Source organism: Fulvivirga ligni, from assembly GCF_021389935.1.
Taxonomy (GTDB): Bacteria; Bacteroidota; Bacteroidia; order Cytophagales; family Cyclobacteriaceae; genus Fulvivirga; species Fulvivirga ligni.
The window spans coordinates 437,676-464,659 of sequence record NZ_CP089979.1 but is presented as its reverse complement, the minus strand read 5'-3'; the positions used below and the strand labels follow the sequence as shown (position 1 = coordinate 464,659).

The window sequence follows — 26,984 nt, the reverse complement described above, 5'->3', positions numbered from 1 at the left end:
ATTAAATCGATAACCATGAATATATTTAAAATATTAGATCAGTTTACTAATGATAATCTGATGGACTCTAAGGGCAATGGAATTATGTCTCGTAAGATGGCCTTTAATCAGTTTGCTAGAATGGGTAAAAATATAGCATTGGCAGCTGCACCGCTCGGCCTGGTGGCTGTAGCAGGCAGGAAGAGTTATGCTAAAACAATGGAGACACCCACCGAGGCATTGCAACTAGCTCTTACGCTAGAATATCTAGAGGCAGAATTTTATGAGCTTGGTCTTCAGTCTGGTGTAATACCCACTGGTGGGCGAGAGGAGAAAGTTTTTATGCAGATATCCAAGCATGAATCTGCTCATGTAGACTTTTTAAAGGCCGGCTTAGGGGATAATTCCATTGATAAGCCCACCTTTGATTTCACAGTTGGCGGCAGTTTTGATCCATTCAATGACGACAGTCAGGTAGATAAAGCTACTTCGTATGCGCAGTTTCTTGCATTGGCTCAGGCTTTTGAAGATACAGGTGTAAGAGCATATAAAGGACAGGCGGCAAACTTAATGTCTACTCCTGATCTATTAACGGCGGCTTTGCAAATTCATTCGGTAGAGGCTAGGCATGCCTCTGAAGTGAGAAGAATACGAGGTCTAAAAGGATGGATAGTGCAGGATGAAAGGGGAGACGGTATGCCAGAGGCAACGGCGGCTGTTTATGCTGGTGAAGATGTAACGATGCAGGCAGGTTTTAATACTGCTTCTGCTTTTGGTGGAGATGCAGGTACTGAGGCTTATGATGAGCCACTAACCGGCGCTGAGGCCACTGATATAGCTAGTTTATTTATTGTAAGCTAAACAAAACAAATACTTTGAAGCAGTTCATTTTATCATTAGATGAGCTGCTTCTTTTTTGTTATTCTTCCATTCCTACCGGAAAACTATCACTAAAGTTTAACCATTGGCCAAATTGGCTTACCTTAGCTTTTTATTTAAAAGGCAAAAAGAATGAACTGGGAACAGTTATTGTCTAATCAAAGGCTGGGTAAAAAACCAATAGAGCATGAGCTGAGCAGAAGCGCCTTTGAGCAAGACTATGATAGGATAATCTTTTCACACCCATTTAGAAGGCTACAGGACAAAACACAGGTACATCCTTTACCTGAGTATGATTTTGTGCATAACAGGCTCACCCACAGTTTAGAAGTAAGCAGTGTAGGTCGCTCTTTAGGAAAGAAAGTGGGTGAAGTTATACTGCAAAGACATGCCGAGCTGGCTAATAAATTTTCCTTTCATGATTTCGGGGCCATTGTGGCGGCGGCTTCTTTGGCGCACGACATAGGCAATCCACCTTTTGGCCATTCTGGAGAAGATGCCATCTCTGAGTTTTTTAAGTTTCATCCTTTTGGTAAGAGTTTCCAAACTCAGGTGTCTGATTGGGAATGGCAAGACCTGACCAACTTTGAAGGTAATGCTCAAGGCTTCAGAATATTAAATAAAAACAGATATCAAGGGTTAAAGCTGACCTTTGCCACTCTGGCGGCATTTAGCAAATACCCAAGAAAATCTTTGCTTCCAGAAGCGCATAAGTCTAAGCGAAGCCAGAAGAAGTACGGGTTTTTTCAATCTGAAAAAGAAGTATTCTCAACTATCGCTGAAAATGTAGGCCTTATTTCTAGGGGCGATGCTGTTTGGAGCCGCCATCCACTTACATTTTTAGTGGAGGCTGCTGATGATATTTGTTACCAGCTGATTGACCTTGAAGACGGTTGCCGATTAGGTCTGGTAAGCTATGATGATACGGTAGAGCTTTTTGCTGGAATTCTTAAAGACAGGTTCAATAAAGAAAAGCTGGAATCTATTACCAGCATAGATGAAAGAATAGGTACGCTAAGGGCCATGGCCATCGGAGTTCTGATAGAGCAGGCAGTAAATCTATTCCTTGATAATGAGAAAGACATCTTGTGTGGAGAATTTGATGTTGCTCTGGCTGATGCCATTCCTTCTACCCCGGTACTAAATAATATTTCCGATATTTCTATTAAACAAATATATAGGTGCAGGCAAGTTATGGAGACTGAAACGGCCGGCTTTGAGGTGTTGCCAGGGTTATTAGAAACTTTTACGCAGGCAGTGTGTGGAGATGATGGCTCTAAGAAATCTAAAGCTATTTCAGGGTTAATGCCGCCGGAGATAAAAGAGGAAGTACAAGGGGCTGAAACGGTATACGAAAAACTGATGGCCTGCATAGATTTTATTTCAGGACTTACAGATACTCATGCCATTTCCTTATACAGAAAGCTAAAAGGTATCTCTTTGCCTAATTCTTAACCTTTTTTATGAAAAATAGTGAAACATGACCTCTTCATTTCGGTTATGCTAATAGCGTGTAATTGTAAGTCTGTTGGTATTTTCCAACATCAATGGATTTAAATTATACTTTAAAATCAAAATCATTACCTTTGTGCCTCTTTTACAAGCATGTGGACTAAACTCGCGCATATAATAATAAAATACCGGCTATGGCTGGTATTAGTTTTAGTAGCTATAACAGCATTCATGGGCTATCATGCTCGTGATGTGGAAATGAGCTATGATTTCGCTAAAACTGTACCTTCCGACGATCCGGATATGGTTATCTTTCAGAACTTTAAGCAAGAGTTCGGTGAAGATGGAAACCTGGTAGCTATAGGGCTGAAAGACAGTGCTGTTTATAGCGCTGAAAACTTCGAAAGATTCAGAGAACTAGGGCAGCAGATCTCAAAATTTGAAGGTGTTAATAATGTTATCTCTCTGCCTCAAATACAGAGGTTGAAGAAAAACGCTAAAGAAAAGAAGTTTGAACTGGAATATATATTTCAGGGAGCACCCAAATCTAAAGCCGAGTTTGATAGCCTTTTCCAATTAGCATTAGATCAAAAATTTTATAGTGGCCGTCTGGTGAATCATACCAATGGAGCCACACTTATGTTGGTTTCTATCAATAAGGAGGTGAACAATTCGTCCAAAAGGATGGATCTTACCAATAACCTTGTAGAAGCTGGTACTAAATTTCAAGAAGATACTGGTATACAACTGCACTATGCAGGTTTACCTTTCGTACGCTCGGTAGTAGCTGGAAAGGTGAGCAAAGAGATGCAGTTCTTTTTATACCTTTCTATTGGTGTTACGGCTTTAATATTATTCCTGTTCTTCAGAACGTGGGATGCCGTGGTTTTTCCAATGACCATTATCGCTGTTATCGTGGTGTGGGTAATGGGATCTTTAGCACTGTTTGGATATAAAATCACTTTACTTACCGGGCTTATACCGCCTGTAATAGTCGTCATAGGTATTCCTAACTGTGTATACCTGATCAATAAATATCATCAGGAGTTTGAAAAGCACGGTAACAAGTTTAAAGCCGTTAGCACTGTTGTTAGAAAGATTGGTTTAGTTACGCTAATTACCAATTTCACTACAGCAATAGGCTTTTTGGTGCTCGCCTCTACTGATATTGTAATCCTTAAAGAATTTGGAATTGTAGCTGGTATAAACATCATGGCTACTTTCTTGGTAAGTATCATTCTTATACCTGCTGTATTTAGCTGGTTGCCGCCTCCAAAAAATAAGCAACTAAAGCATTTGAGGTTCAAAGGGATGGATTTCATTCTTACGCAGATGGATTTGCTTATCCATAGGCACAGAATGTTCATTTACATTGCTACTACGGTGATCGTAATTATTTCCGTATATGGAACCCTAAAGATCAGAGCGGTTTCTTATATGGTAGATGACCTTCCTGAAGATAGCCAGGTAATAAAGGATTTGGCCTTTTTTGAAGAAAACTTCAGCGGCGTTATGCCATTAGAAATAGTGGTGGATACCAAGGAAAAAAGAGGGGTTATTGATCTTAAGAATTTAAGAAAAATTGAAAGGTTTGAGAAATTCCTAGCCTCTAACAGAGATATTTCAGAGCCTGTGTCATTGGTGAGTTTTGTAAAGGCATCTAAGCAAGCTTTTTATAATAACAACCCTGATAGATACAGCCTGCCAGATAGGAGAGAAAGAAACTTTATTCTCCCTTACATGAAAGGACAAAGCGATAACAGTGGCCTTTTTAGTTCATTTGTAGATTCTACACTTCAAAAAATGAGGATCTCCATGCAGGTAGCTGATATTGGTTCGCATAAAATGGACTCATTAATAACTCAGGTAATTCAACCAGAGATTGATTCTGTTTTTGCTGATTCTGATATTACAATGGACATTACAGGTACTACTCCTTTGTTCATTAAAGGAAATAACTTCCTAATTAAGAACCTGAGAATGAGCTTGATACTGGCATTTATCATTATCGCCGTGATCATGGCTATTCTGTTCGCTAACTTCAGGATGATAGTTATTTCTCTGGTGCCTAATATAATTCCGCTGGTGATTACCGCCGGTATTATGGGCTTTGCAGGTATTCCTCTGAAGCCAAGTACGGCACTTATTTTCAGTATTGTGTTTGGTATCTCTGTAGATGATTCCATTCACTTTTTGGCCAAGTATAGGCAAGAGCTTTTTGGTAATAAATTCTTTGTACCATTGGCAGTTAGCAAGAGCTTAAGAGAAACAGGGGCAAGTATGATGTATACTTCAATAATCCTGTTCTTTGGTTTTGTAATTTTTGCAGGCTCAGAATTTGGAGGAACAGTAGCATTAGGAATACTAACATCGGTAACATTGCTTATCGCTATGTTTACTAATCTAATCTTGCTTCCATCACTACTACTTACCTTCGATGATGGTAAGCGTAGAAAGGATGCACACCCATTAATAGAACAATATGATGATGGATTCTATCAGGAAGATGAGGACGAGGAGATTGATCTGGACCTGATCAGAGTGGATAAAGAAGATACATCAAAAGAAATAAACTCATAATTTTAAATAGTCGCAAGCGGTGAAATATAAAGAGTATAAAGGGCTCAATTATGCCGAAGTAGCTGATAGAATACTAGAATATTGGCAAGACAATAAGATATTTGAAAAATCCGTAGATAGTCGTGAGGGCAATGAAACCTTCACCTTCTTTGAAGGACCACCCTCTGCGAATGGTACTCCGGGTATTCACCACGTGATGGCGCGTGCAGTAAAAGATATTTTCTGTAGATATAAAACGCTGAAAGGCTATCAGGTAAAAAGAAAAGGTGGCTGGGATACCCACGGTTTGCCAGTAGAACTTCAGGTGGAGAAAGAACTTGGTATCACTAAAGAAGATATAGGTAAAAAAATCTCCGTAGAAGAATACAATCAGAAGTGCCGTGAAACGGTAATGAGATTTAAGAATCAGTGGGATGACCTTACTCGTAAAATGGGGTATTGGGTTGATCTTGATGATCCTTACGTTACGTTTGACAAAGATTATATGGAAACTTTGTGGTACCTGCTTAAGCAGCTGTATGACAAAGGCCTTCTTTATAAAGGATATACTATTCAGCCGTATTCTCCGGCTGCCGGTACAGGTTTAAGTTCGCATGAGCTAAACCAGCCAGGTACTTATAGAGATGTAAAGGATACTACCATCACCGCTCAGTTTAAAATGAAAGGTGAGGAGGAAACTTACTTCCTAGCCTGGACTACCACGCCTTGGACTTTGGCGGGTAACACAGCTTTAGCTGTAGGTGAAAATATAAATTATGTAAAGGTAAAAACCTTTAACCCGTATACATTCAAGCCTGTTCAGGTTATCCTGGCAAAGGATAGAGTAGGTGCTTACTTCAGTAGTAAAGCGGCAGACCTTAACATGGCAGATTACAACGAAGGCGATAAGCTTATCCCTTACGAAATAGTAGCTGAGTATAAAGGTAAAGACCTGGTTGGTAGTGAATATGAGCAATTATTGCCATTCATAGAGCCAGATGGTCCTGCTTTCAGAGTAATACCTGGAGACTATGTAACTACTGCTGATGGTACTGGTATAGTTCACATCTCACCTACGTTTGGTGCGGATGACCAGAGAGTGGCTAAGCTGGCTGGGATTGGTGCTATCGTGGTAAAAGATGAAGAAGGAAACATTGGGCCAATAGTAGATAAGCAAGGTAGATATGTAAAGGAAATCACCGAATGGGCTGGTATGTACGTGAAAAACGAATACTATGCTGATGGTGAGGCTCCTGAGAAATCACTTGATGTGCTTATCGCTATAAAGCTGAAAGAAGACAACAGAGCTTTTAATGTAGCCAAGTACGAACACTCTTATCCACATTGCTGGAGAACTGATAAGCCAGTATTATATTATCCATTGGATTCGTGGTTTATAAAAACCACCGCCATGAAGGATAAACTGGTTGATTTAAATAAAACTATCAATTGGAAGCCGGAATCTACAGGTACAGGTAGATTCGGAAACTGGCTGGAGAACCTGGTAGACTGGAACCTTTCCAGATCCAGATTCTGGGGTACGCCACTTCCTATCTGGGTTTCTGAGGATAGAACAGAAGAGAAATGTATCGGTACACTTGATGAACTGAAGGCAGAGGTAGCTAAATCTATCGAAGCAGGCTTCATGACAGAAAATATCGGTGATGACTTCGATCTTCACAGACCTTATGTAGATGATATCATTTTGGTAAGTGACAGCGGTAAGAAAATGTTCCGTGAGCCAGATCTTATAGATGTATGGTTCGATTCTGGAGCTATGCCTTATGCGCAGTGGCATTATCCATTTGAGAATAAAGAAATATTTGATGCTAACTACCCTGCAGATTTTATTGCTGAGGGTGTAGATCAAACTCGTGGCTGGTTCTTTACATTGCATGCCATCGCGGTTATGCTTTTTGGTAAAGTTGCCTTTAAAAATGTAATAGCTAACGGCTTAGTATTAGATAAGAATGGAAACAAAATGTCTAAGAGATTAGGCAATGCTGTAGATCCATTCAAAACATTGGCAGAGCATGGACCAGATGCCACTCGTTGGTATATGATTTCTAATGCTAACCCATGGGATAACCTTAAATTTAATATTGATGGTGTAGTTGAAGTGCAAAGAAGGTTCTTCGGCACTCTTCAAAACACATATTCATTCTTCGCTTTGTATGCTAACCTGGATGGTTTCAACTTCCAGGATGGCGAGGTGTCAGCAACTTCAAGAACAGAGAGTGATCGTTGGATCCTTTCAAAACTGAATAGCCTGATCACTAAAGTAGATGCTGCTTATAATGACTATGAGCCAACTAAAGCGGCCAGATTAATTCAGGATTTCACTATAGATGACTTGAGTAACTGGTATGTGAGGTTGAACAGGAAGCGTTTCTGGAGAGGTGAATACAATGAGGATAAGAAAGCGGCTTATCAAACACTTTATACTTGTTTGATGACCATCGCTAAGCTTGGATCTCCTATTGCGCCATTCTACATGGAGCAGCTGTTCCAGGATCTTAATGAGGTAACTGGATTAGACACCGCAGAATCTGTACACCTTACAGATTTCCCTAAGGTAGATGAGTCTATCATAGATACAGATTTAGAGCAGAGAATGGACCTTGCTCAGAGAGTTTCGTCATTAGTACACTCTCTTCGTAAGAAACATATGATAAAAGTGCGTCAGCCTTTATCAAAAATTCTTTTGCCTGTAATAAATGACACTTTCAAGAGACAGGTATCAGCGGTAGAAGAATTAATTCTTTCTGAGGTGAATATCAAAGAGATAGAGTTTGTAGGGGATGAGTCTGGCGTGCTTGTAAAGAGCATTAAGCCTAACTTCAGCAAGCTGGGTAAGGAGTACGGTAAATTGATGAAATCAATAGCTGGACAAATCAACCAGTTCTCTGCAGATGATATTTCAGCCTTAGAGTCTGATAATCAGAAGGTAATAGATGTTAACGGTGAAAACATCACGCTTACTTTAGAGGATGTGGAAATCACTTATCAGGATATTCCAGGCTGGTCAGTGGCTAGTGAAGGCAGACTTACAGTAGCGCTTGATATCACTATTTCTGAAGACTTAAAGAAAGAAGGTATAGCCAGAGATCTTGTAAACAGGGTTCAAAACCTTAGAAAGGATATGGGCTTAGAGGTGCAGGATAAAATCAAAATCCATATTGAAAAAAATACGGATTTGGTAAATGCTGCGTTGGAAGCCAACAAAGAATATATCTGTAATGAAACTCAGGCCTTATCTTTAGACATTACCGAATCACTGGCAGAAGGAAGTGAGTTGGAAATGGACGAGCATAAACTTAAGGTGAAAATAGAAGCATAATGAAGTTATATAAGTATTACCTGTTGGCCATTGGTATTATTGCATTAGATCAGGCAGTAAAGCTCTTGGTTCACTTTAATATGGAAATGGGCACACCAGGTGAAATTGACGTCATTGGAGACTGGTTTAAGCTTCATTATTTGCTTAACCCGGGTATGGCTTTTGGCTTAAAGTCTAGCCATTATTATGGAAAGCTGCTTTTAACCTTATTTAGGTTAGGTGCTATGGTAGGAATCGGTTATTACATGTATTACCTCTACAAAAGAGAGGCTAAGGCTGGTTTACTATGGTGTATGGGCTTAATCCTGGGAGGTGCCGTAGGTAACGTGATTGATAGTACCTTCTACGGAGTGCTTCTGGATAATGCTCCGGCAGGATCACCTAGCCCATGGTTTCATGGTCAGGTGATAGATATGCTTTTCTTCCCATTATTTGATGGATATTACCCAAGCTGGGTGCCGGGAGTAGGAGGTAATTATTTCCTATTCTTTAGCCCTGTATTTAATATTGCTGACTCCTCTATATTTATTGGTGTGGTGTTAATTCTAATATTCCAGAAAAGATATTTCAAGAATAAGGATAATACCAGCACTATTAATCAACCTAATGCCGCTGAGGCAGAGGATGAGCACAAGGAAGTAATTATTTCTTAAGTATAGCATCAATGGCTTTAGTGGCGGTATTCATACGCGCACTAAAGCCTCCTTTTATTTCTACATAAGGAAATCCAAAACCTTCCAATTCCTTTTTAAACAGGTCGTAAAAGTGGGCTCTCAAATGAGGGTGTTCTCTCTGTGGGTCTTCTTCCCAAGGTATATCGATATAAGTTAGAAGATAAAGGTCGTATCGGTTGCTTTCTATGCTCGCGATAATTTCTTCTGGGCAGTGACCATATTTGTGCTCAAACCATATTTTGATCACGATGAGCTCCGTATCGCAAATGAGCACGCGTTTCGCTTTGTGCTCCATCTGATCTTCTCTCTCTATCTGGCCACGAGCAATGGCTAAAAGATCCTGCTCTTCATAGTCACGTTCTAATACATCAATATATTGTCTTGCATATTCCGGCACCCACACACTGCCATAGTGCTTAGCCAAAAGGGCAGAAAGAGTACTTTTTCCTGTAGATTCGGGGCCGGTTACTGCTACTTTCTTCAAGCCGTTTGCGCCTCCATACTTTTCTTCCAGGCTATGTATCCGGCTATGGCCAAACCAATGTATACGCCATATAAAATACTATAGAAGTAGAGGTCTTTATAAAAGTAAATGACCGTGCACAGCACATCTACCACAAACCAATAATACCAATTGTCAATACGCTTGATGGCGGTAAGATACATGCCTGCTATGCTCAGGATGGTAGTTGTACTATCCCAGTAAGGCAAGCTTGCGTCTGGTTTGTATTTGGTTAAGAGATAACCACAAAGAACAATAGCCAAACCAGATATTAAAGTAGTGTAAATAAGAGTGCTGGTGGAGCTGTGGGTGATAGGCACTTCTTTTTCATCTTTCTTTTTACCATAAATCCAGAACCACCAACCATAAATGTTGAGCACCAGATAGAAGGCATTAAGAGCAAAATCCATATATAACTTTGCCTCCCAGAATATTACGAAAGAAACCAGCACGTAGAGTATGCCAAAGGGCCAGGTGAGTATATTTTCTTTAATCAAAAATATTACAGCCAGCAGGCCAAAGATAAGCCCGAGGGCCTCATAGATGTCTATATTGCTTAGATAATCGATTACCTGCTCCATATTCAGTTGGGCAAATATATCTTTTAATTATTATTTTGTACATTGTGACGGATTTTTTGAACTAGATAACTGACATTGTGAAAAGGAGAAAGGCCATTAAAACAATGGGGCTAACTACAGCAGCAGGATTGTTGCTCCCCAATTTTTTTCAGTCTTGTAAAGAGGAGGAAGAACCAAAACCTACCATTGAGTATGATGGATCCATTATTATTATTGGAGCCGGTATAGCAGGTCTATTTGCTGCTCAGGCGCTGGTAAGTCAGGGGCTTACAGTTACTATCCTTGAGGCCAGTAGTAGAGTAGGTGGTAGAGTGAAATCACTTCGTGGTTTTGAAGATTACCCAATAGAGTTAGGAGGAGGTGTTATAAAAAGTTCCGACAATTCTTTTTATCGGCTGGTTCAGGAAATGCGGCTGGCTACCAGCAGTTTGGCAGGGGAAGGAAAAGAATTGTTCTACTATAACTCTACCTTAAAGCAAGCCGAGGATTTTACCAATTTTGCTGGGTTTCAGGATGCTCAGAATTTCATAAATGGCCTAACTAATTACAATTCAGGAAGTAAGACTGTGCTGGAGGCAATTCAAGCAGATGGAATAGAAACGGATACTTACCGAATTCTTGAAGCACAGATCGGGGAGGTTTTTGGTGCTGATAATAATGACATAGGAATTCAGGCTTTGGCTAATTCTTTAAAGTTATCGGGCAGTAGTGATGAGGAAATTATTCTTTCCAATAATCCTCTGGAAGATGTTATCTACTCCAGATTTGCCGGACTTTCTGACATAACGAAGTTTAACACTAAAGTTACAGCAATTAATCATAGTGGTGCAGAAGTAATAGTAACTACTGATAATGGAGAATTTACGGCCAATAAAGTTTTAATCACAGTGCCTGTAAGTATTCTTAAAAATGAACAGATCACTTTTTCTCCAGCTTTACCGGTAAATAAGCAACTTGCCCTTCAGAAAATAGGAATGGCCTCTGCCTTAAAGGTGGTTTTGAAGTTCAATAGAAACTTCTGGGGGCAGGACGTGAAATATATTTATGGAGGAGATGTAGTGCCCGCTTATTTAAATGCAGGTATTAAAACCAGCAAAAGCAATAGGGTATTGACTGTAGAGGTATATGGCGAAGATGCTGATAATCTCACCAGTATGGGAGATGAGCAAATGCTTGCAGCCATTATAGAGGAGCTTGATCTTTTATTTGACGGGCAAGCTTCTGCCAATAATGCTTTGATAGATTGGTCCAAATATGATTGGGGAGCCGATGAATTTATTCAAGGTGGATTTTCTTACCCTTTAGTTGGAGGATCAACCGCTGATCGTGTTGCTCTTTCAGAATCTGTAAATAAGAGACTATATTTCGCAGGTGAGGCTACTGATATCGAAGGAAACAGCGGTACACTCCATGGCGCAGCGGCCTCAGCCGATAGAGCGACCAACGAAATTATTGATAGTATACTTCAGACTTTATGAAATTCCACAGAACTTACTTATTATCCCTATTTGTATTGTTAATGGCTTGCGAGCCTACCACTAAAAAAGAATCGAAGAGCCAGAAAAGACCTGAAAACGGTGAAATGAAGCAATACCGTGCTGACGGCTCTGTTAAAACGCTGATCACTTATAAGAACGGAAAGAAAAACGGAGTTTCTAAAAACTTTTATGAGAATGGGAAGGTGCGTCAACAAGTAGAATATGTTGATAATATAAAGCATGGAACGGCCATCACCTATTATGAATCAGGAAAGAAATTTCAGGTTACACCTTACGTAGATGGTAAAATTACCGGAGTGCGAGAAAAATATAGGATGAACGGAGCTCTTACTACTGAGGCACCTTATAAAGAAGATAAACCCTGCTCAGGCTTAAAAGAGTATTTAAAAGACGGAGCGCTTAAAAAGAAGTATCCTAAAATTATGGTTAGGGAGATAGATAACACATTGAAAAACAATGAGTACATAGTTGAACTATATATGTCTGACCATAGTGACGATGTAATGTTTTATATGGGTAAATTAGATAATGGCGGATGTATTGCTAGCGACGCCATGAAGCTGGTTCCGCAAAAGCCCGGTCTCATGCAGCTTAAATATAATCTACCTCCAGGAGCCTTTATGATGGAGGAGATGAATATTATAGCATTAGTAAAAACCAAGCTAGGAAACATATACATTACTACAAAGAAATTTAATCTGGCAGCGGAAAATAGAGGTTAACGGATCATACGCTTTCTTATCAGCAATTCATGATGGCCAGGAGCATATTCTAACCCTTTTTCGATAGTTTGTTTTGCCTTGGACGTGTTTCCCTTTTTGAAATAATATGTGGCAGCGATGGCGTAGAATCTGCCTATATACTCCGTATCTATTGAAAGGTCTTTAGAGTATTGCTCCTCGAACATATGCATATATTTCAAGCCATCTTGAATTCTGTTCAGATCAAATGAATTGCCTGATTCTACCAGATACGAGACAGTCAATAAACTTTTAAAGGAGATGTTGTCCGTCAGAGCAGGATGTGTCTCTTTTCTTTTTTCGAGAAAGGCTATTGTAGCTATGTTGTTGCTTTGAGATCTCGTTTGCTGTATAATATTTGCCACTAGTAGCTCCTCTATATTGGCATTGTCAGACTTGAGATTATAAGCTTTTTCCAGGTAGGATAGTGCCTCAGAATATTTGTGCCTGTTATAGAGAATACGTCCATTTTCATAGTTAAACACAAAATCTACTTCCTTCCTTAATTCTTCATCTTTAAATGAAGGTGTTAATGTTACATAGGCCTGAGCATACCTGTCAAAATCTGTGTGATTAATTAGTATATCATTGGTTAATCTGCCAAACTCTGCCAGCATATCATCATTTGTAAATCCATATTCTTTAAATCTGCTGAGTTGATTGAGCTGCTGTACCGCAGTGCTGTCATAGTAATCAGCTCTACTCAATAAAATAGAGTTTACCATCATGAGCATGGAAGATACTTTTTTAGAGGGATACAGCAAGTAGGATTTTTTTAGGTCTTCATAAGCGCCTAAGTAGTTTTCTTTTTCCAATTTGTAAAGCGCTTCATTGGAATATTGGATACCCACTAGTTCCTTTAAACCAATTTCTTCTTCGGAGAAATAGTACTGATCAAAAAGTTGTGAAACTGTTTTTGAGTTATATTCTGCCTCGCTTATCAACTTGGCGCTTTTCATACGATTTACAAAATCGGATTTATATCTATCATCAAAAACTATAAACTTGCCACCAGGATCGGTAGATTCTACCAAGATTCTAGCACTTTTTGGGTAGGCGATAACGTATACATGGGTTGGACTTTCCTTTATAGCATAAGGAATTTCGAAGGATTCGAAAAACAAGCTATAAAGAGCAGAGGCTGAAACACAATTGTAATTACCATTAGTAAATATTTCAGTAAAGTTATTCTGAAGCTCATATTTACTTAAAAAATCAGCGTGAATTTGATCGTATAAGGCTTTTACGCGCTTTTCAGGTTTCTTTTTAAAAAGCTTTTCCTTATCTATAGAGTTTATTTCAGTTTCAATTTTCTGGTTGGCTACATTGTAATTCCCCGTGGTGCTCAAGGGCGAAGTGGCCATAAACAGTTCAAGATAATTTTGCTGCCCATGTAGAAAAAAATCTGAAAATGCCTTCTCTTCCAATTCAGAGCTAAAACTTAACTCCTGATAATAGACTAGTGAATCTTGGGCGGTCGCAAAAAGGGTTATAAAAGAAAAAATAAAGGTAATTAAAGCCGATCTCATATTTAGAACTTTGAAAAGTCCACAATATAACTATCAGCATATTTAATTGAAAGTGTATTCTTAAAATTAACGGCCTCTTCTCTTGAATTGAAATCACCTAGAATGAGGGCAAAAACCTGTTTTTCCTGGATTACCTTGGGCTGGATAGTGACTTTAAAGCCTTCCTTTTGTTTGATAAGGTCTTGATTCATAGATAGTAGCATGTCCAGGTTAGACAGACTCATAATTTGTACCCCAAAGCCTACTGGTTCTATTTGCTTTACATTTACACTGTAAAATTTAGGTCTCATTGCCTCAAGTACCGAATCAGGAACTATTTCTATGGAGACATCCACCACGCCCAGGTTGATGAAATCTAGTTCTTCAGCAGCTGACTTAGAAAGATCGATAATTCTGCTGCTCACGAAGGGACCGCGGTCATTGATTCTAACATTTATGAATTTTTGATTATGCTGATTAGTTACCTTCACGGTAGTGCCAAATGGCAGGGTAGGGTGAGCTGCGGTTAACTCATTGCCGCGATAAATTTCTCCACTGGCAGTTTTTCTTCCTTCAAATTTATCCGCATAGTAAGAGGCTTTTCCACTTTGAAACTGAGCAACACAGAAGAAAGAGTTAACTAAAAGAAAACAGGTAAGAATTAAGTATTTCATCGTTTAAACGCTAAACTTGTAATGTTGTAAGATTACCATAAAATTAATTAACTCGGATTCGTTTTTTATATTATAGAATCTCTTTAGTTTTGTCCGGCAAATAACATTAACGCTTATTTGTCATGTCTTTAGACCAATCCAAATTTTTATTCGAGGCACTTACCTATGATGATGTGCTTCTTCAGCCGGGTTATTCCGAGATTCTTCCAAGAGAAACAACTACAACTACGCAACTTACTAAGAATATTAAACTAAATATTCCTCTGGTATCAGCAGCTATGGACACTGTTTCAGAGGCTGATCTGGCAATTTCAATGGCTCTTGAAGGTGGGCTGGGTTTTATTCATAAAAATATGTCTAAAGATGCCCAGGCTCAGCAGGTGAGAAAAGTAAAAAGATCTCAAAGCGGGATGATTCTCGATCCTATCACGCTGGATATTAATTCTAATGTGATGGACGCTGAGAAAATCATGAGAGAATACAAGATCGGTGGTATTCCGGTGGTAGATAAGGACAGAAAGCTAATCGGTATTATCACTAACCGCGATCTTCGTTTCCACAAAGATATGTCTACACCAATAGCTGAGATTATGACCCAAAAGGACTTAATCACTGCAGAGGAGAATATAGGGCTTGAAAAGGCTGAAGACATCTTGCAGGAGCATAAGATCGAAAAACTTCCTATCGTAAATAAAGATGGTATCCTTACCGGGCTTATCACTTATAAGGATATTCTTAAAAATAGAAACAAGCCAAATGCCTGTAAAGATGAGTATGGCAGACTAAGAGTTGGTGCCGCTGTAGGCGTTACTCCGGATATTTTAGAGCGTGTAGAAGGTCTAAAAAACGCCGGTGTAGATGTAATCAGTATTGATACTGCCCATGGACATTCTAAAGGTGTAATTGAAGCTTGTAAGGCTGTTAAAAAGGCTTTTCCTGATCTAGATGTTATAGTGGGAAATGTGGCTACTGGCGCAGCAGCTACAGCCTTAATAGAAGCAGGTGCAGATGCCATTAAGGTAGGTGTTGGTCCAGGTAGTATTTGTACTACTCGAATTATTGCAGGTGTGGGGGTTCCTCAACTTACAGCTGTATACGAGTGCGCTAAGGCTGCCAAGGGCACAGGAGTGCCAATCATAGCTGATGGTGGTATTCGTTTCTCTGGAGACGTTGTAAAAGCTCTGGCAGGTGGTGCAAGCAGTGTTATGATTGGTTCGCTATTAGCAGGTACAGAAGAAGCTCCTGGTGAAGTGATTATCTACGAAGGACGTAAATTTAAATCTTACAGAGGAATGGGATCTGTGGAAGCTATGGAAGAAGGCTCTAAAGACAGATATTTCCAAGACGCTGAGGATGATATTAAAAAACTGGTGCCAGAAGGAATTGTTGGTCGTGTGCCTTATAAAGGGTTAGTGGCTGAAGTTCTTTACCAACTGGTAGGTGGATTAAAAGCTGGTATGGGATACTGCGGAGCAGGTACCATAGAGGCTCTTCAAGATGCTAAGTTTGTGAAAATTACTGCTGCCGGTGTTCAGGAAAGTCATCCGCACGATATTTTCATTACAAGAGAGGCTCCTAATTATAGCAGATAATTAGAATCTCGATAGATAAAATGAAAAGAGGCTTTCTCATCAATTGAGAAAGCCTCTTTTCATATGTGCTTATGTCGACATTTTAGATGCCTTCTGCCTCTACTCCCTGTACTTCAGGAAGCATTCTTTTAAGAAGGTTCTCTATACCAGCCTTTAAGGTTACGGTAGATGAAGGACATCCACTGCAAGAGCCTTGTAGAAGTACCTTTACTATGCCATTTTCATATGAATGAAATGAGATAGCCCCACCATCCTGCTCAACAGCTGGCTTTATATATTCATCAAGTATTCCTTTAATCTTCTTTACAGTTTCAGAATCATTTTCATCATATAGAGGCTCAGGAGCTACTTGTTTTATGATGTCCTGACCAGACTCTATGAAGTTTTTGATATGTATTTTAAGAGTATCTTTAATTTCAGCCCACTCTACACCTTCTTTTTTAGTGATAGTGATGAAATTAGACATGTAAAATACACGGTCTACATATTCATATCCGAAAAGTTCTTTTGCTAATGGAGCATTTTCTGTGCTCTCAATATCAGGAAAGTCATAGCTAGACCCTTCCGGCACTAACATATAGTTAGCCACAAACTTCAATGAGTTCGGATTAGGGTTAGCCTCCATATAGAGGTTTACTACTTTCTGATTTCCATTCTTAACTTGTGTCTCCATTTTTTATTAGATGCTTTAATTGAGCAAACAATGTTTATTTATAAAGGTTCCCTCACGAATATTTAGGAAGTTCGCCTTCTGATTTTGCAATTAATGTTGAAACGCTGGCATCGCCTGTAACATTTACTACGGTTCTGCACATGTCAAGGATACGGTCTACCGGGAAAATAATTGCTATCCATGCCGGATTCAGTCCTACTGATTGTAGAACTATGATCATCATTACCAATCCTGCACTTGGTACTGCAGCTGAACCAATAGAGGCCAATGTAGCGGTAAGGACGATCGTAAGTTGCTGAGCAACAGTAAGGTCTACCATGTGCATTTGGGCCAGGAAAACCACAGCAACTGCCTGGTAAAGGCTGGTGCCGTCCATATTTACGGTAGCTCCTACAGGTAAAACAAAGCTGCTGATGTTTTTAGATACCCCCATATTTTCTTCCACGCACTCCATAGTTACAGGCAAGGTGGCTGCACTGGAGCTGGTAGAAAAAGCCAGAAACTGTGCTGGACTTATGTTTTTGAAAAATTCTTTATAACTCAGTTTTTTAACAAAGATCATAAGCAGAGCCGGATAGAAAACAAAGACCATAAAAGCTAAGCCTATCAAAAGCGTTATAGAATAAGAACCTAAGCTTTTAAATATTTCAAAAACTTCTGCCGGTGTGTCTGCCATTTTAGCAATAACTCCTGCCAATAGAGCAAAAACGAAAAATGGTGCGGCTTTCATTACCAGGTCTACCATTTTAAGAAATACTTCATTAATGCTGTTGATGAAATCAATAACCGGTTTTCCAGTTTCTGCAGGTACAATGGCGAGGCATATGCCAAAGAAGATGGCAAAGAATATAACCTGAAGCATTAAGCCATTATCGCTAATAGACTGAACAATATTTTCTGGTACCATATCCACCAAAAATTGTAGAGGAGATCCACCCTTAGTGCTTTCGGCAGCTTTCATTTTTTCCGCTACTTTCTCATTATCTGCAGCGTTGGCAGCAGCTTCTTGCTGCGCTATGCTAGTCATAGCCTTTACCTCTTCTGCATATTCAGGATCTGCAAGAAAGTGCTTATTGTCTTTTACAGATTCAACACCAGCTGTAGATTGCACCCATAGCTCATAACTAATTCTGTTTTTAACACGCTGACTATCTTCTATGAAGTTACCAGGCTTTACTAAGTTAACTAACAGCAAGCCTATGCCTACTGCTATTACCGTTGTCACTAAATAAATACCCAATGTTTTAGCCCCAAGTCTACCCAGTTTAGAGACATCGCTTAAACCAGAAACTCCACCTATTATTGAGAATAAAACCAATGGTACTGCAATGAACTTAAGTAGTCGGATGAAAATAGTACCGAAGGGGTTTATCCAGTTAATGGTAAATTCATTCCAGCCCAGGGCACTTGAAATAAAGGCATAAATAATCCCGACTACAAGGCCGATAATGATCTTAACGTGTAATGGAAGTTTCTTCATAAAAGCTTAAAAAATTAAATAGACAATTTTGCGGTTTGGTTCATCAAATAGAAATCAGCTATAACCAGAGCGGCCATGGCTTCTACTATAGGTACGGCACGCGGCACTACGCAAGGGTCATGACGACCTTTACCGCTTACGGTAGCGTCTTCCCCTGAGCTATCTACAGAAGGTTGGTCCTTCATGATAGTGGCCACAGGCTTAAAAGCTACATTAAAATAAATATCTTCTCCGTTTGAAATTCCACCCTGAATACCTCCCGAGTGATTGGTTTCGGTACGAATGGCATCGCCGTCATTATAGAAAATGTCATTATGCTCGCTGCCGAACATTTCAACGCCTTTAAAGCCACTGCCATATTCAAACCCTTTCACAGCGTTGATGCTAAGCATAGCCTTGCCTAATTCTGCGTGAAGTTTATCAAATACGGGCTCACCAAGGCCAGCCGGAGTGTTTTTAATAACACAGGTAACAACGCCACCAATGGTATCCTGATTTTTTCTGGTTTCATCAATCAGAGTAATCATCTTCTCTGCGGTTTCCGCATCAGGGCATCTTACTATGTTGTCTTCTGTTTTGGTTAAGTCTAGCTTATGGTGTTCAGGGGCTTCTATTTTGCCCACCTTAGACACATAAGCCGATACGTCAACGCCAATTTTTTCTAAGTACAATTTGGCAACAGCTCCTGCTGCTACTCTGGCGGCAGTTTCTCTGGCACTGCTGCGGCCACCACCACGATAGTCCCTCACACCATATTTTACATCATAAGTGTAGTCTGCGTGAGAAGGTCTGTATTTTTCAGCGATGTGGGCATAATCTTTACTTTTTTGGTCTTGATTATGGATAACCAGACAAATAGGTGTGCCTGTAGCTTTGCCCTCAAAGATGCCAGAAAGAATTTCAAACTCGTCGTTTTCCTTTCTCTGGGTAGTGATTTTTGACTGTCCTGGTTTACGCCTTGTAAGTTCAGCTTGTATAAAGCTTTCATCAATTTCCAGTCCGGCAGGACAGCCGTCTATAATAACTCCTAATGCTCTTCCGTGAGACTCTCCGAAAGTGGTTATTTTAAATAAAGTGCCAAAAGAATTTCCCAATTGTATTAAGGTTGTAGGTTATTTTTTGAAAATAATTACTGCAGTAATCGCTAACATAGCCAAAATGAAGATGTTGACAAAGATTTTAGTCCATTCAAAACCTGTGGTGCTCCTAAGCGTATTGTTTTCGGTCGACAATCGATCATAGAAGGTACCCATGTCATTGGCTTGTATATATTCGTTCTTTTTACTTTCACCGGTTACATGCACCACTTTATTTGAGGTTAGCGTGTCATATTTTTCGGTTTTCGGATTAAAGAATATCCATTTAAAGTAATCAGTAAGTTCATAATCTCCTGGCTCTTTAGGTATGCCGAAATAGCTGAATGACTTGGAGCCAGTTACTTTATTATTTCTTCGGTTGATGTTCTGAGTCACATTAGGATCATAGAAATCAAAGGTTTCGTCACCATCTACCATGGGTTTATTAATAGCTGAGATGTTGCCTTCGCCATAAATATTAAACTCATAACTGAAGCTTTGCCCGGTTTCTAGCTGCTGGCCGGAAAGGCGCTCATTAAGACTATAATCACCCACAGACACTCTGTCTTTTAGAGGGTGAGCTGGTAATGGCTTCACCTTTACTGTTTTAGCTTTGCTGTAGAACGTTTTGAAGTCTTCCTGTTTGTTTCTTCCGAAGAAAGAAGGGTTTTTGGCTACCTTGTACTTGATCATTTTAAGGCCCACAGATGGAAACTGAATTGGTTCTGAGTTGAGCGGGTAAAGTTCTGCCTGATAAATTTTGTATTGAGTATATCGCTTGCCATTAATCTCAATAGGCTCACCGTTAATGTTTTCTATATTAAAATTCTCTTCCCAGCAGTTTTCAGGGCGTAGTTCTTTAAGGATTTCTCCAAGCTGCTTTCCTAAATCATGAAACTGTAACGGAGCACGGTTATTATCAGCTACATAAAATGATAAGCTGGCAGTGAGTCCTTCACCTACATACACATCTTTTTTATCAGTAGATAAGGATAAGAAAGCATCTTCTTTAATATCTACAAACTCCGTTTTTCTATCGTCGTTGAAGAAGTTGTCCATGGGGTCATGATCGAAAAAGCTTTTGAAAGGATCATTCCTTTGATTTCTGGCTACAGCCCCACCTACTTTAATGGTAGTGCCTTCTGATTTAATAGACTTTCCATTCACCTGCATCACAAAAGGTTTCAAGCTATAGGTGCCTTGAGCAGATGGCAGATAAGACATAGTAACGCTCTGAGATGATGAAATTTGTCCGTTAATGATCTGAGTGGAGGAAGAAGATGATGTACCTCTTTTCTGAAAGCCATCAATATCTGGAAAGTCACTGTAATTCTGTAGGCGCTCGTTGGATGCAGTAAGCGTAATGGTCCACACCTGGTTTTCACCAATCTCGTCAGGCCCAAGCTTAATGCTGATCTCCTGAGCCTGGATTTTTCCAGCTCCCATGATACCCACTAAGCATAAAAGCACTGCACTAAATCTACTTTTTATCCAACCCATAATAATTTACTCACTTATTCTTGCGTTATATACAAAAATAGACGAATCCTTTAATAAACGGCAATGATTTAGTATATTAAAGGTGCGTCGGAGGAAAGAGGGGACAGAAAACACTTTTTAAATCCAAACTCTATGTTAGAATACGTGAAAACTATACTCACAAAGGTGAGTTTTGATGCACGACTTTTCGAAAAAGAGCTTAATAAGGCCATCCAATCTTTAATTGATGATGAAGTAAATGAGTTGAGAAACTGGTGCTATGCCAAATTCAACAACAGATACCAACAGGTTTTAGAGCGCTGTTTCGTAATCGGATGATTCCAAATCATAAAAATTCAAGAAAATCCCAGGATGAAAATTCTGGGATTTTTTTATGTCTATAAGTACCAAAATCTAGCTCCTTTGGCTTCCAAAATTCATATTGATATTTATGTGCAATGCCTTTGTGGTTTTCCTATGAAAACGCCCTGATAGGCATGATAATCATTGTTTTTTAAGCGCAATATTGCTTCCCTTCTTTCTCTAGTTTCTTGTTGTTTTTTATTGAAAAGATTTGGTCGTTTTTGTTTTAGTTACTCTATAAGATTACCATTACGCCAGAATTGCAATCGTTTGCTAAAACTAATTTTATTAAACCTTATGATTAAACTTTTACGAATTACTAGCCTGCTGTTTTTGGCGGTGATAGCCATTCAGGCGCAGGCGCAGAACACAGTTCAGGGTAAAGTGACATCCGCTGATGATGGTGAGCCTCTTCCAGGCGTAAACATCGTAGTGGAAGGCACCACCCAGGGAGCTGTTACCGATGTAGACGGTAATTATACTATTCAGGTAAGCGACGGTGAGACGCTCGTATTCTCTTTTATTGGGTTTACAAGTGTTAAAGAAGCCGTAAGTGGAAGAAGCATTATTAACGTAACGCTATCCAGTGATGTAAGTGAATTACAAGAGGTTGTTGTGGTAGGTTATGGTACGCAGCAGAAGCGTGATGTAACTGGTTCTATAGCTTCCATAGATGGAGATCAAATCGCTGAGGCTCCAGTACCTAATGCATTAAATGCATTACAAGGAAAGGCATCTGGTATACAAGTAACCAATAGCGGTAGAGCAGGTGCTGCTCCTACAATCAGGATTAGAGGTGTTGGTTCTGTTAATGGAATCGCTCCTTTATATATTGTAGATGGTATATTCACAGATAATATTGATTTTGTGAACCCTGCAGATATTGAATCGGTTGAAGTGCTTAAAGATCCATCTTCTTTAGCCGTATTTGGAGTTCAGGGCGCAAATGGTGCCATAATTATTACCACCAAGAAGGCTAAAGAGGGACAAACATCTGTGAACTTAAACTCTTATGCAGGTTTTCAGACAGTTCATAATAGAATTGGCCTTACTAACGCAGATGAATTCAAGATGCTTTATAACGAGCAGCTAGCTAATTTGGGAAATCAGCCATTTGATTTTAGTCAATACGATGGTATAAATACGGACTGGCAAGATGAAATTTTAAGAACCGGATTTATTACTAACACTAGTCTAAGTGTGAAATCTGCCACTGAAACTAATAATGTCAACCTGACAGTGAGTTACCTAGATCAGGAGGGGGTGCAAAAATATGATGAATATAAAAGATATACAGTTCGACTGAGAGATGAATTAAAGATTAATAAAAATGTTAAAGTTGGGGCTGATATAAATGGTTATAGATGGGAAAGAAATCCAACTAATATAGGTATCTCCACGTCTCTCTATGCAGCACCTGTTTTTGCACCAAAAGATGAGAACGGTAATTGGAATCCATCCCCATCTTTTCAAAGGGCACAGGTAACTAATCCAGTAGCCTACACGGAGATTTTTGAAGGTAAGTCATTTAGTGAAGGCTATAGAATTGTCGGGTCTGCATGGTTTGAGGTTAATTTTCTTAAAAACTTTAATTGGAAGTCTACTCTTTATGGAGACTGGGGCTTTAATGAAGACAGAAGTTATAATCCTTTATTTGAAATTGGTACCGGTGATAGCCGTGCACAATTCAATGATATTACCTCAGTTTCTCAAAGTATGGCCAAGTACACTACTTATCAAATGGACCACATTCTTACTTACAATAAGGTTTTTAATGATGTTCATGATGTAACCGTTCTAGGCGGAATAATTAGTAGAGAATTATATAATGTGAATGTTGGAGCCACAAGGAATAGTGAATCACCTGTAGATATTCCAGATATTCCAGAATTGTGGTATGTCAATATAGGTCAGCAGAACACTAACCAGTCTGCTTCCGGCGGAGGAGAAGAACAGGCATTTTTATCTTTCTTGAGTAGAATTAATTATTCATACAACAATAAATACTTATTGAACCTCACTTATAGAAGAGATGGATCATCCAAGTTTGGTCCAAATAATAAATGGGGAAATTTTGGTTCTGTAGGTGCAGGATGGATTATCTCGGAAGAAAACTTTATGAGTGGAGTTAACTTCGTTAATTTCTTAAAATTAAAAGCTTCATGGGGTGCCCTAGGAAATGACAAAATACCAAATTACCTGTATTACCCTACGTTGAATACTTCTGAAGCAGCCGTGTTTGGAGAGGAAGTAATATTTTCTGCATCTCCAAATTATAGAAGGAATCCCGATTTAAAATGGGAAACGGTTGTTGGTTATGATATTGGATTTGAAGCGGCTTTAATCAATGATAAGTTATCAGCCGATTTCTCTTATTATAACAGAGAATCTACAGATTTATTAGTACAGATAGAATTACCTGCAGAATTAACGGTGGGCAGCCCATTTTATTGGGTGAATTTAGGTAGTGTGGTAAATAAGGGGGTTGAATTGTCATTAAGCTGGAGTGATGAAATTAGTTCAGATTTCAAGTATACTATTGGTGGAAATATTACCACTAATAGTAATGAAGTAACATCAATAGGTGATGATTTAGAATTTTCTATTGTGCAGGAAAATTCAAGAACTGTGGTTGGTCAGCCTGTGGGCTCATTCTACGGTTTAGTGATGGAGGGGATTTTCCAGACCGAAGAAGAGATCGCCAATTCACCGCAAGCAGGAATGGCGAAACCAGGTGATATTAGATATAAGGATGTAGATGGAGACGGTGTTTTCGATCAAACAGCTGATAGAACATTTATAGGCAATCCTAATCCAGATGTATATTATGGAATGAGCTTGGGTCTATCGTATAAAAACTTTGACTTTAGTATTGAGGCTCAAGGCGTTGGTGGAAACTCTATATATAGAGAAAGATCACGATCAAATTTCGCTGTCCTAAATTATGAAGAAGAGAGGTTAGGAAGATGGACAGGACCAGGAACTTCTAATACTGAACCGATAATGGATAACAGTAGAACTAATAACTATTTACACTCTACATATTTTCTTGATCCAGGAGATTACTTCAGAATAAGAAACGTTTCTTTAGCTTATAATTTCAGTAGTACACTTATTAATAGAATAGGAATTAACACTGCTAAAATATATGTTAATGCCCAGAACCCTGTTACTTGGCATAAAGCTAGAAACTATTCACCGGAAATAGGAGGAGGCTCTGCACTCCGTGCCGGAGTTGATAATGGCGTTTATCCTATGCCTTCAACTTATACGCTTGGCATCAATCTTAATTTCTAAAAAATAAGACAATGAGAAAAATTTTAAATATAAAGTTTTGTGTGCTATTAAGCATCGCAATGATAGTCTTCACGTCATGTGATGACTATTTAGAAAGAGAGCCACTGGCGAGATATTCAGAAGATAATTATCCAGTGGGGTCAGGGTTATCCTCTTATGTTTTTGGTATGTATTCAAGTCTTAGAGATTACAATGTGCATACTTTTGCATTTGTAGTAGCTACTAATGTGAGATCTGAAGATGCAGATAAAGGAAGTACTCCCTCTGATGGTGCCAGTACAAGAGAATTTGATGATTTTACATTGACCCCTAGTAATGGATTGGTAAACGGCTTTTATCAGGGACATTTTGATGGCATTTCTCAAGCAAATAATGTTTTGGCACAGGCAGATTCTTTGAGAGAATCTGTTACTGAATATGATTACAATGTAGCCAGAGCGGAAGCTCTTTTTATCAGAGCGTATTTATATTTTAATATGGTGCGTGCGTTTGGAGGAGTTCCATTAGTAACGTCTAATGTTACGGAAACAGTGTCTATACCACGGTCTACCGCTAGTCAGGTTTATGATCAGATTGAGGAAGATTTGCTTGAAGCAATATCATTTCTACCTGAAACCTGGGGACATGAATATGTAGGTCGCGTAAATAAATATGTGGCAGAAGGTATTTTGGCAAAGGTTTATTTATACCAGCAACGGTGGGCGGATGCTTTAGCAATGTCTCAAAATGTAATTAATTCTGGTCGTTATGACCTGAACACATCTTACGACGAGATTTTCACAGAGGAAGGAGAGAATAATTCAGGCTCAATATTTGAAGTTCAGGCTCTTAAAAATAGCGATTTCCAAACCAATGATTTCGGATGTCAATATGCTGTTGTACAAGGTGTTAGAGGTTCTGGAGATTGGAATTTAGGTTGGGGGTTTAATGTGCCTTCTGATCAGCTGGATGCTGCGTATGAAAATGGCGACCCCCGAAGAGATGCAACAATTTTATATGCGGGTGAAACCACCCCATACGGAGAAACTGTTCCAGATTTTGATACTGGTGTTCCGAACCCAAGATATAATCAAAAGGTTTATACGAATCCTGCATATAGAGAGGCTACATCCGGCCAAGGTGGATGGTGGGTTAATGTCAGAATCTTAAGATATGCTGATGTTGTCCTAATGGCTGCTGAGGCTGCGAATGAATTAGGTCAGACGGTAGAGTCTTTAGAGAAGCTTGAAATGGTTAGAGCTAGGGCGAGAGGTGAGTTAAATGTTCTTCCTGAAGTAACAACAACTGATCAGGCAGAGTTGAGAGATGCCATTAGGCATGAGAGAAGGATTGAATTGGCTATGGAACATGAGCGTTTCTATGATATTGTAAGATGGGGTATAGCTTCAGATGTGCTACACGCTGCAGGGAAAACTAATTATACGCAAGGGAAGCATGAATTATTACCTATTCCTCAAGCTCAAATAGATTTGTCAGGCAATGTTTTGACACAGAATCCGGGATATTAATTCAATTATTGACGATATGAAAAAAATATTAATTATACTCATAGTTTTTGCATTCATCAGCTGTGATAAAGAGGATGTTAATGTGACAACTGGACCATTATCATTATCCAGTTTGGAATATGAAGGTGTAGACTTTTCATCAGGAGTAACTTATTCAGCCACTCTTGCGAACAATGCAAATTCGGTCCCTGTAGATGTAGCTTTTATGGCGACCTTTTCCAAAGCCGTGGATGCATCCACAGTTAATTCAAATACGATCTCTCTAAGTCAGGGAGGTTCCGCCATACCGGTAGATGTTGCTGTTAAAGATAACATTGTTACTATAACCCCACAGGTTGAGTTAAATAATGATGCAACTTATGAGTTACTAATTTCCAATGTGTTGAGAGCAACAGATGGAGGTTTGATGGCGGAAGAAGGTAGCTTCAACAATGTTACACGCACTTTAAATACTGTAGGAGAGCCACCTTATGTGCCAGCTGGTCAAGTGGCTTACTGGCCATTTAATTTTGATTACGATGAAGTTGAGAGTGGCGAAATGCCAACCGTTGAAGGAACTCCCGGCTTTGCTGGACAAAGTGCAAGTGGTCCCAATGCCTACCAAGGAGCTACAGATTCTTATTTAACATTCCCTACTAATAATCTTGCCAATTCAGAGTTTACGGCTACATTTTGGTATAAGATAGATGCTACTCCGGACAGGGCGGGAATTTTAGTTATGGGACCAACAGACGATTCACCCCCCGCTAACAATAGAACGAAAGGTTTTAGACTCTTTAGAGAAAATGCTAATGGGAAACAACGAATTACATTGAATGCAGGCAATGGTTCTGCTGATAGCTGGTTTAATTCAGCAGAAGAATATCATTTAGCAACGGATGCTGACTGGACTTTTGTGGCTTTTACAATCTCATCTACAGAATGTGTTGTCTATATAAATGGAGAAGTGGCTAGTAGTGGTGCTTTTTCAGGAATTGATTGGACAACTTGTGATATCTTATCTATTGGTTCAGGAGCTCCTAGATTTATTGAATGGGGTCATTTATCAGATGAAAGTTTTATTGATGAACTAAGAATTTTTGATGTTGCTTTGCCACAAAGTGAGATTCAAAAAATGATGGAATAATTT

Annotated in this window: 20 protein-coding genes; 12 read left to right on the top strand and 8 right to left on the bottom strand. The window is 39.2% G+C overall.

The window, feature by feature from the left end:
• Positions 1-15 precede the first annotated feature (15 nt).
• The 5 genes from LVD16_RS02030 to LVD16_RS02010 all read left to right on the top strand — a co-directional run bounded on the left by LVD16_RS02030 (position 16) and on the right by LVD16_RS02010 (position 8,862).
• Positions 16-840 (top strand): ferritin-like domain-containing protein, encoded by an 825-nt coding sequence (locus tag LVD16_RS02030; protein ID WP_233771916.1) that lies wholly within the window; start codon positions 16-18, stop codon positions 838-840.
• Positions 841-990: 150 nt separating this feature from the next.
• A complete protein-coding gene (locus LVD16_RS02025; protein WP_233771915.1) occupies positions 991-2,313 on the top strand; it encodes a deoxyguanosinetriphosphate triphosphohydrolase in 1,323 nt (440 codons plus the stop codon).
• 150 nt (positions 2,314-2,463) lie between these two features.
• The gene (locus LVD16_RS02020) at positions 2,464-4,890 is read left to right on the top strand and encodes an efflux RND transporter permease subunit (RefSeq protein WP_233771914.1); all 2,427 of its coding nucleotides are present in this window, start codon (positions 2,464-2,466) and stop codon (positions 4,888-4,890) included.
• Positions 4,891-4,909: 19 nt separating this feature from the next.
• Complete coding sequence (ileS, locus tag LVD16_RS02015) at positions 4,910-8,209, top strand: isoleucine--tRNA ligase (protein WP_233771913.1); 3,300 nt, start codon at positions 4,910-4,912, stop codon at positions 8,207-8,209.
• The gene (locus tag LVD16_RS02010; protein WP_233771912.1) at positions 8,209-8,862 is read left to right on the top strand and encodes a lipoprotein signal peptidase; all 654 of its coding nucleotides are present in this window, start codon (positions 8,209-8,211) and stop codon (positions 8,860-8,862) included. The genes ileS and LVD16_RS02010 overlap by 1 nt, the downstream gene beginning before the upstream one ends.
• On the opposite strand, the gene LVD16_RS02005 is transcribed toward LVD16_RS02010, so the two are convergent.
• Positions 8,852-9,367: an AAA family ATPase gene (locus LVD16_RS02005; protein WP_233771911.1), complete on the bottom strand. Its 516-nt coding sequence runs from the start codon at positions 9,365-9,367 to the stop codon at positions 8,852-8,854. The genes LVD16_RS02010 and LVD16_RS02005 overlap by 11 nt on opposite strands.
• A complete protein-coding gene (gene pnuC / locus LVD16_RS02000) occupies positions 9,364-9,966 on the bottom strand; it encodes a nicotinamide riboside transporter PnuC (protein WP_233771910.1) in 603 nt (200 codons plus the stop codon). Before pnuC ends, LVD16_RS02005 begins: the two co-directional genes overlap by 4 nt.
• A 77-nt stretch (positions 9,967-10,043) precedes the next feature.
• On the opposite strand from pnuC, the gene LVD16_RS01995 reads away from it, so the two are divergent.
• Entirely contained in the window at positions 10,044-11,444 is a 1,401-nt protein-coding gene (locus LVD16_RS01995) for a flavin monoamine oxidase family protein (protein WP_233771909.1), read from the top strand.
• Positions 11,441-12,187: a toxin-antitoxin system YwqK family antitoxin gene (locus LVD16_RS01990; protein WP_233771908.1), complete on the top strand. Its 747-nt coding sequence runs from the start codon at positions 11,441-11,443 to the stop codon at positions 12,185-12,187. Before LVD16_RS01995 ends, LVD16_RS01990 begins: the two co-directional genes overlap by 4 nt.
• Here the strand turns inward: LVD16_RS01990 and LVD16_RS01985 are convergent.
• On the bottom strand, positions 12,184-13,734 hold the full coding sequence (locus LVD16_RS01985) for a hypothetical protein (protein ID WP_233771907.1): 1,551 nt from the start codon (positions 13,732-13,734) through the stop codon (positions 12,184-12,186). The genes LVD16_RS01990 and LVD16_RS01985 overlap by 4 nt on opposite strands.
• A gap of 2 nt (positions 13,735-13,736) precedes the next feature.
• Positions 13,737-14,387 (bottom strand): septal ring lytic transglycosylase RlpA family protein, encoded by a 651-nt coding sequence (locus LVD16_RS01980; RefSeq protein WP_233771906.1) that lies wholly within the window; start codon positions 14,385-14,387, stop codon positions 13,737-13,739.
• Between the two features lie 122 nt (positions 14,388-14,509).
• Here LVD16_RS01980 and guaB point away from each other — a divergent pair, with 122 nt between their 5' ends.
• Entirely contained in the window at positions 14,510-15,979 is a 1,470-nt protein-coding gene (gene guaB, locus LVD16_RS01975) for an IMP dehydrogenase (RefSeq protein ID WP_233771905.1), read from the top strand.
• An 82-nt stretch (positions 15,980-16,061) separates the two neighbouring features.
• On the opposite strand, the gene LVD16_RS01970 is transcribed toward guaB, so the two are convergent.
• From LVD16_RS01970 to LVD16_RS01955, 4 genes are read right to left on the bottom strand one after another with little or no spacing between them, the layout of a single operon-like run.
• Positions 16,062-16,652, bottom strand: coding sequence for a NifU family protein (locus LVD16_RS01970; RefSeq protein ID WP_233771904.1), 591 nt, complete (start codon positions 16,650-16,652; stop codon positions 16,062-16,064).
• Between the two features lie 52 nt (positions 16,653-16,704).
• Positions 16,705-18,132, bottom strand: coding sequence for a dicarboxylate/amino acid:cation symporter (locus LVD16_RS01965; RefSeq protein WP_233771903.1), 1,428 nt, complete (start codon positions 18,130-18,132; stop codon positions 16,705-16,707).
• 14 nt (positions 18,133-18,146) lie between these two features.
• Positions 18,147-19,226: a chorismate synthase gene (gene aroC / locus LVD16_RS01960; protein ID WP_233771902.1), complete on the bottom strand. Its 1,080-nt coding sequence runs from the start codon at positions 19,224-19,226 to the stop codon at positions 18,147-18,149.
• Positions 19,227-19,244: 18 nt separating this feature from the next.
• Positions 19,245-20,708 (bottom strand): BatD family protein, encoded by a 1,464-nt coding sequence (locus tag LVD16_RS01955; protein ID WP_233771901.1) that lies wholly within the window; start codon positions 20,706-20,708, stop codon positions 19,245-19,247.
• A gap of 132 nt (positions 20,709-20,840) precedes the next feature.
• On the opposite strand from LVD16_RS01955, the gene LVD16_RS01950 reads away from it, so the two are divergent.
• From LVD16_RS01950 to LVD16_RS01935, 4 genes are all read left to right on the top strand, one after another.
• A complete protein-coding gene (locus tag LVD16_RS01950; protein ID WP_233771900.1) occupies positions 20,841-21,026 on the top strand; it encodes a hypothetical protein in 186 nt (61 codons plus the stop codon).
• A 321-nt stretch (positions 21,027-21,347) separates the two neighbouring features.
• Positions 21,348-24,347, top strand: a complete 3,000-nt coding sequence (locus tag LVD16_RS01945) for a SusC/RagA family TonB-linked outer membrane protein (RefSeq protein WP_233771899.1) — start codon at positions 21,348-21,350, stop codon at positions 24,345-24,347.
• A gap of 11 nt (positions 24,348-24,358) precedes the next feature.
• A complete protein-coding gene (locus tag LVD16_RS01940; protein ID WP_233771898.1) occupies positions 24,359-25,855 on the top strand; it encodes a RagB/SusD family nutrient uptake outer membrane protein in 1,497 nt (498 codons plus the stop codon).
• Between the two features lie 16 nt (positions 25,856-25,871).
• Entirely contained in the window at positions 25,872-26,981 is a 1,110-nt protein-coding gene (locus LVD16_RS01935) for a LamG-like jellyroll fold domain-containing protein (protein ID WP_233771897.1), read from the top strand.
• Positions 26,982-26,984: the final 3 nt, after the last annotated feature.

Excerpts from the sequence above, each read along its gene's own strand:
- LVD16_RS02030 (WP_233771916.1), top strand. The coding sequence starts at position 16 with ATGAATATATTTAAAATATTAGATCAGTTTACTAATGATAATCTGATG.
- LVD16_RS02025 (WP_233771915.1), top strand. The coding sequence starts at position 991 with ATGAACTGGGAACAGTTATTGTCTAATCAAAGGCTGGGTAAAAAACCA.
- LVD16_RS01950 (WP_233771900.1), top strand. The coding sequence starts at position 20,841 with ATGTTAGAATACGTGAAAACTATACTCACAAAGGTGAGTTTTGATGCA.
- LVD16_RS01955 (WP_233771901.1), bottom strand. The coding sequence starts at position 20,708 with ATGGGTTGGATAAAAAGTAGATTTAGTGCAGTGCTTTTATGCTTAGTG.
- LVD16_RS01965 (WP_233771903.1), bottom strand. The coding sequence starts at position 18,132 with ATGAAGAAACTTCCATTACACGTTAAGATCATTATCGGCCTTGTAGTC.
- LVD16_RS01970 (WP_233771904.1), bottom strand. The coding sequence starts at position 16,652 with ATGGAGACACAAGTTAAGAATGGAAATCAGAAAGTAGTAAACCTCTAT.
- LVD16_RS02010 (WP_233771912.1), top strand. The coding sequence starts at position 8,209 with ATGAAGTTATATAAGTATTACCTGTTGGCCATTGGTATTATTGCATTA.
- LVD16_RS01990 (WP_233771908.1), top strand. The coding sequence starts at position 11,441 with ATGAAATTCCACAGAACTTACTTATTATCCCTATTTGTATTGTTAATG.
- LVD16_RS01935 (WP_233771897.1), top strand. The coding sequence starts at position 25,872 with ATGAAAAAAATATTAATTATACTCATAGTTTTTGCATTCATCAGCTGT.
- LVD16_RS01985 (WP_233771907.1), bottom strand. The coding sequence starts at position 13,734 with ATGAGATCGGCTTTAATTACCTTTATTTTTTCTTTTATAACCCTTTTT.
- LVD16_RS02020 (WP_233771914.1), top strand. The coding sequence starts at position 2,464 with ATGTGGACTAAACTCGCGCATATAATAATAAAATACCGGCTATGGCTG.
- LVD16_RS01980 (WP_233771906.1), bottom strand. The coding sequence starts at position 14,387 with ATGAAATACTTAATTCTTACCTGTTTTCTTTTAGTTAACTCTTTCTTC.
- LVD16_RS01940 (WP_233771898.1), top strand. The coding sequence starts at position 24,359 with ATGAGAAAAATTTTAAATATAAAGTTTTGTGTGCTATTAAGCATCGCA.
- guaB (WP_233771905.1), top strand. The coding sequence starts at position 14,510 with ATGTCTTTAGACCAATCCAAATTTTTATTCGAGGCACTTACCTATGAT.
- pnuC (WP_233771910.1), bottom strand. The coding sequence starts at position 9,966 with ATGGAGCAGGTAATCGATTATCTAAGCAATATAGACATCTATGAGGCC.
- LVD16_RS01945 (WP_233771899.1), top strand. The coding sequence starts at position 21,348 with ATGATTAAACTTTTACGAATTACTAGCCTGCTGTTTTTGGCGGTGATA.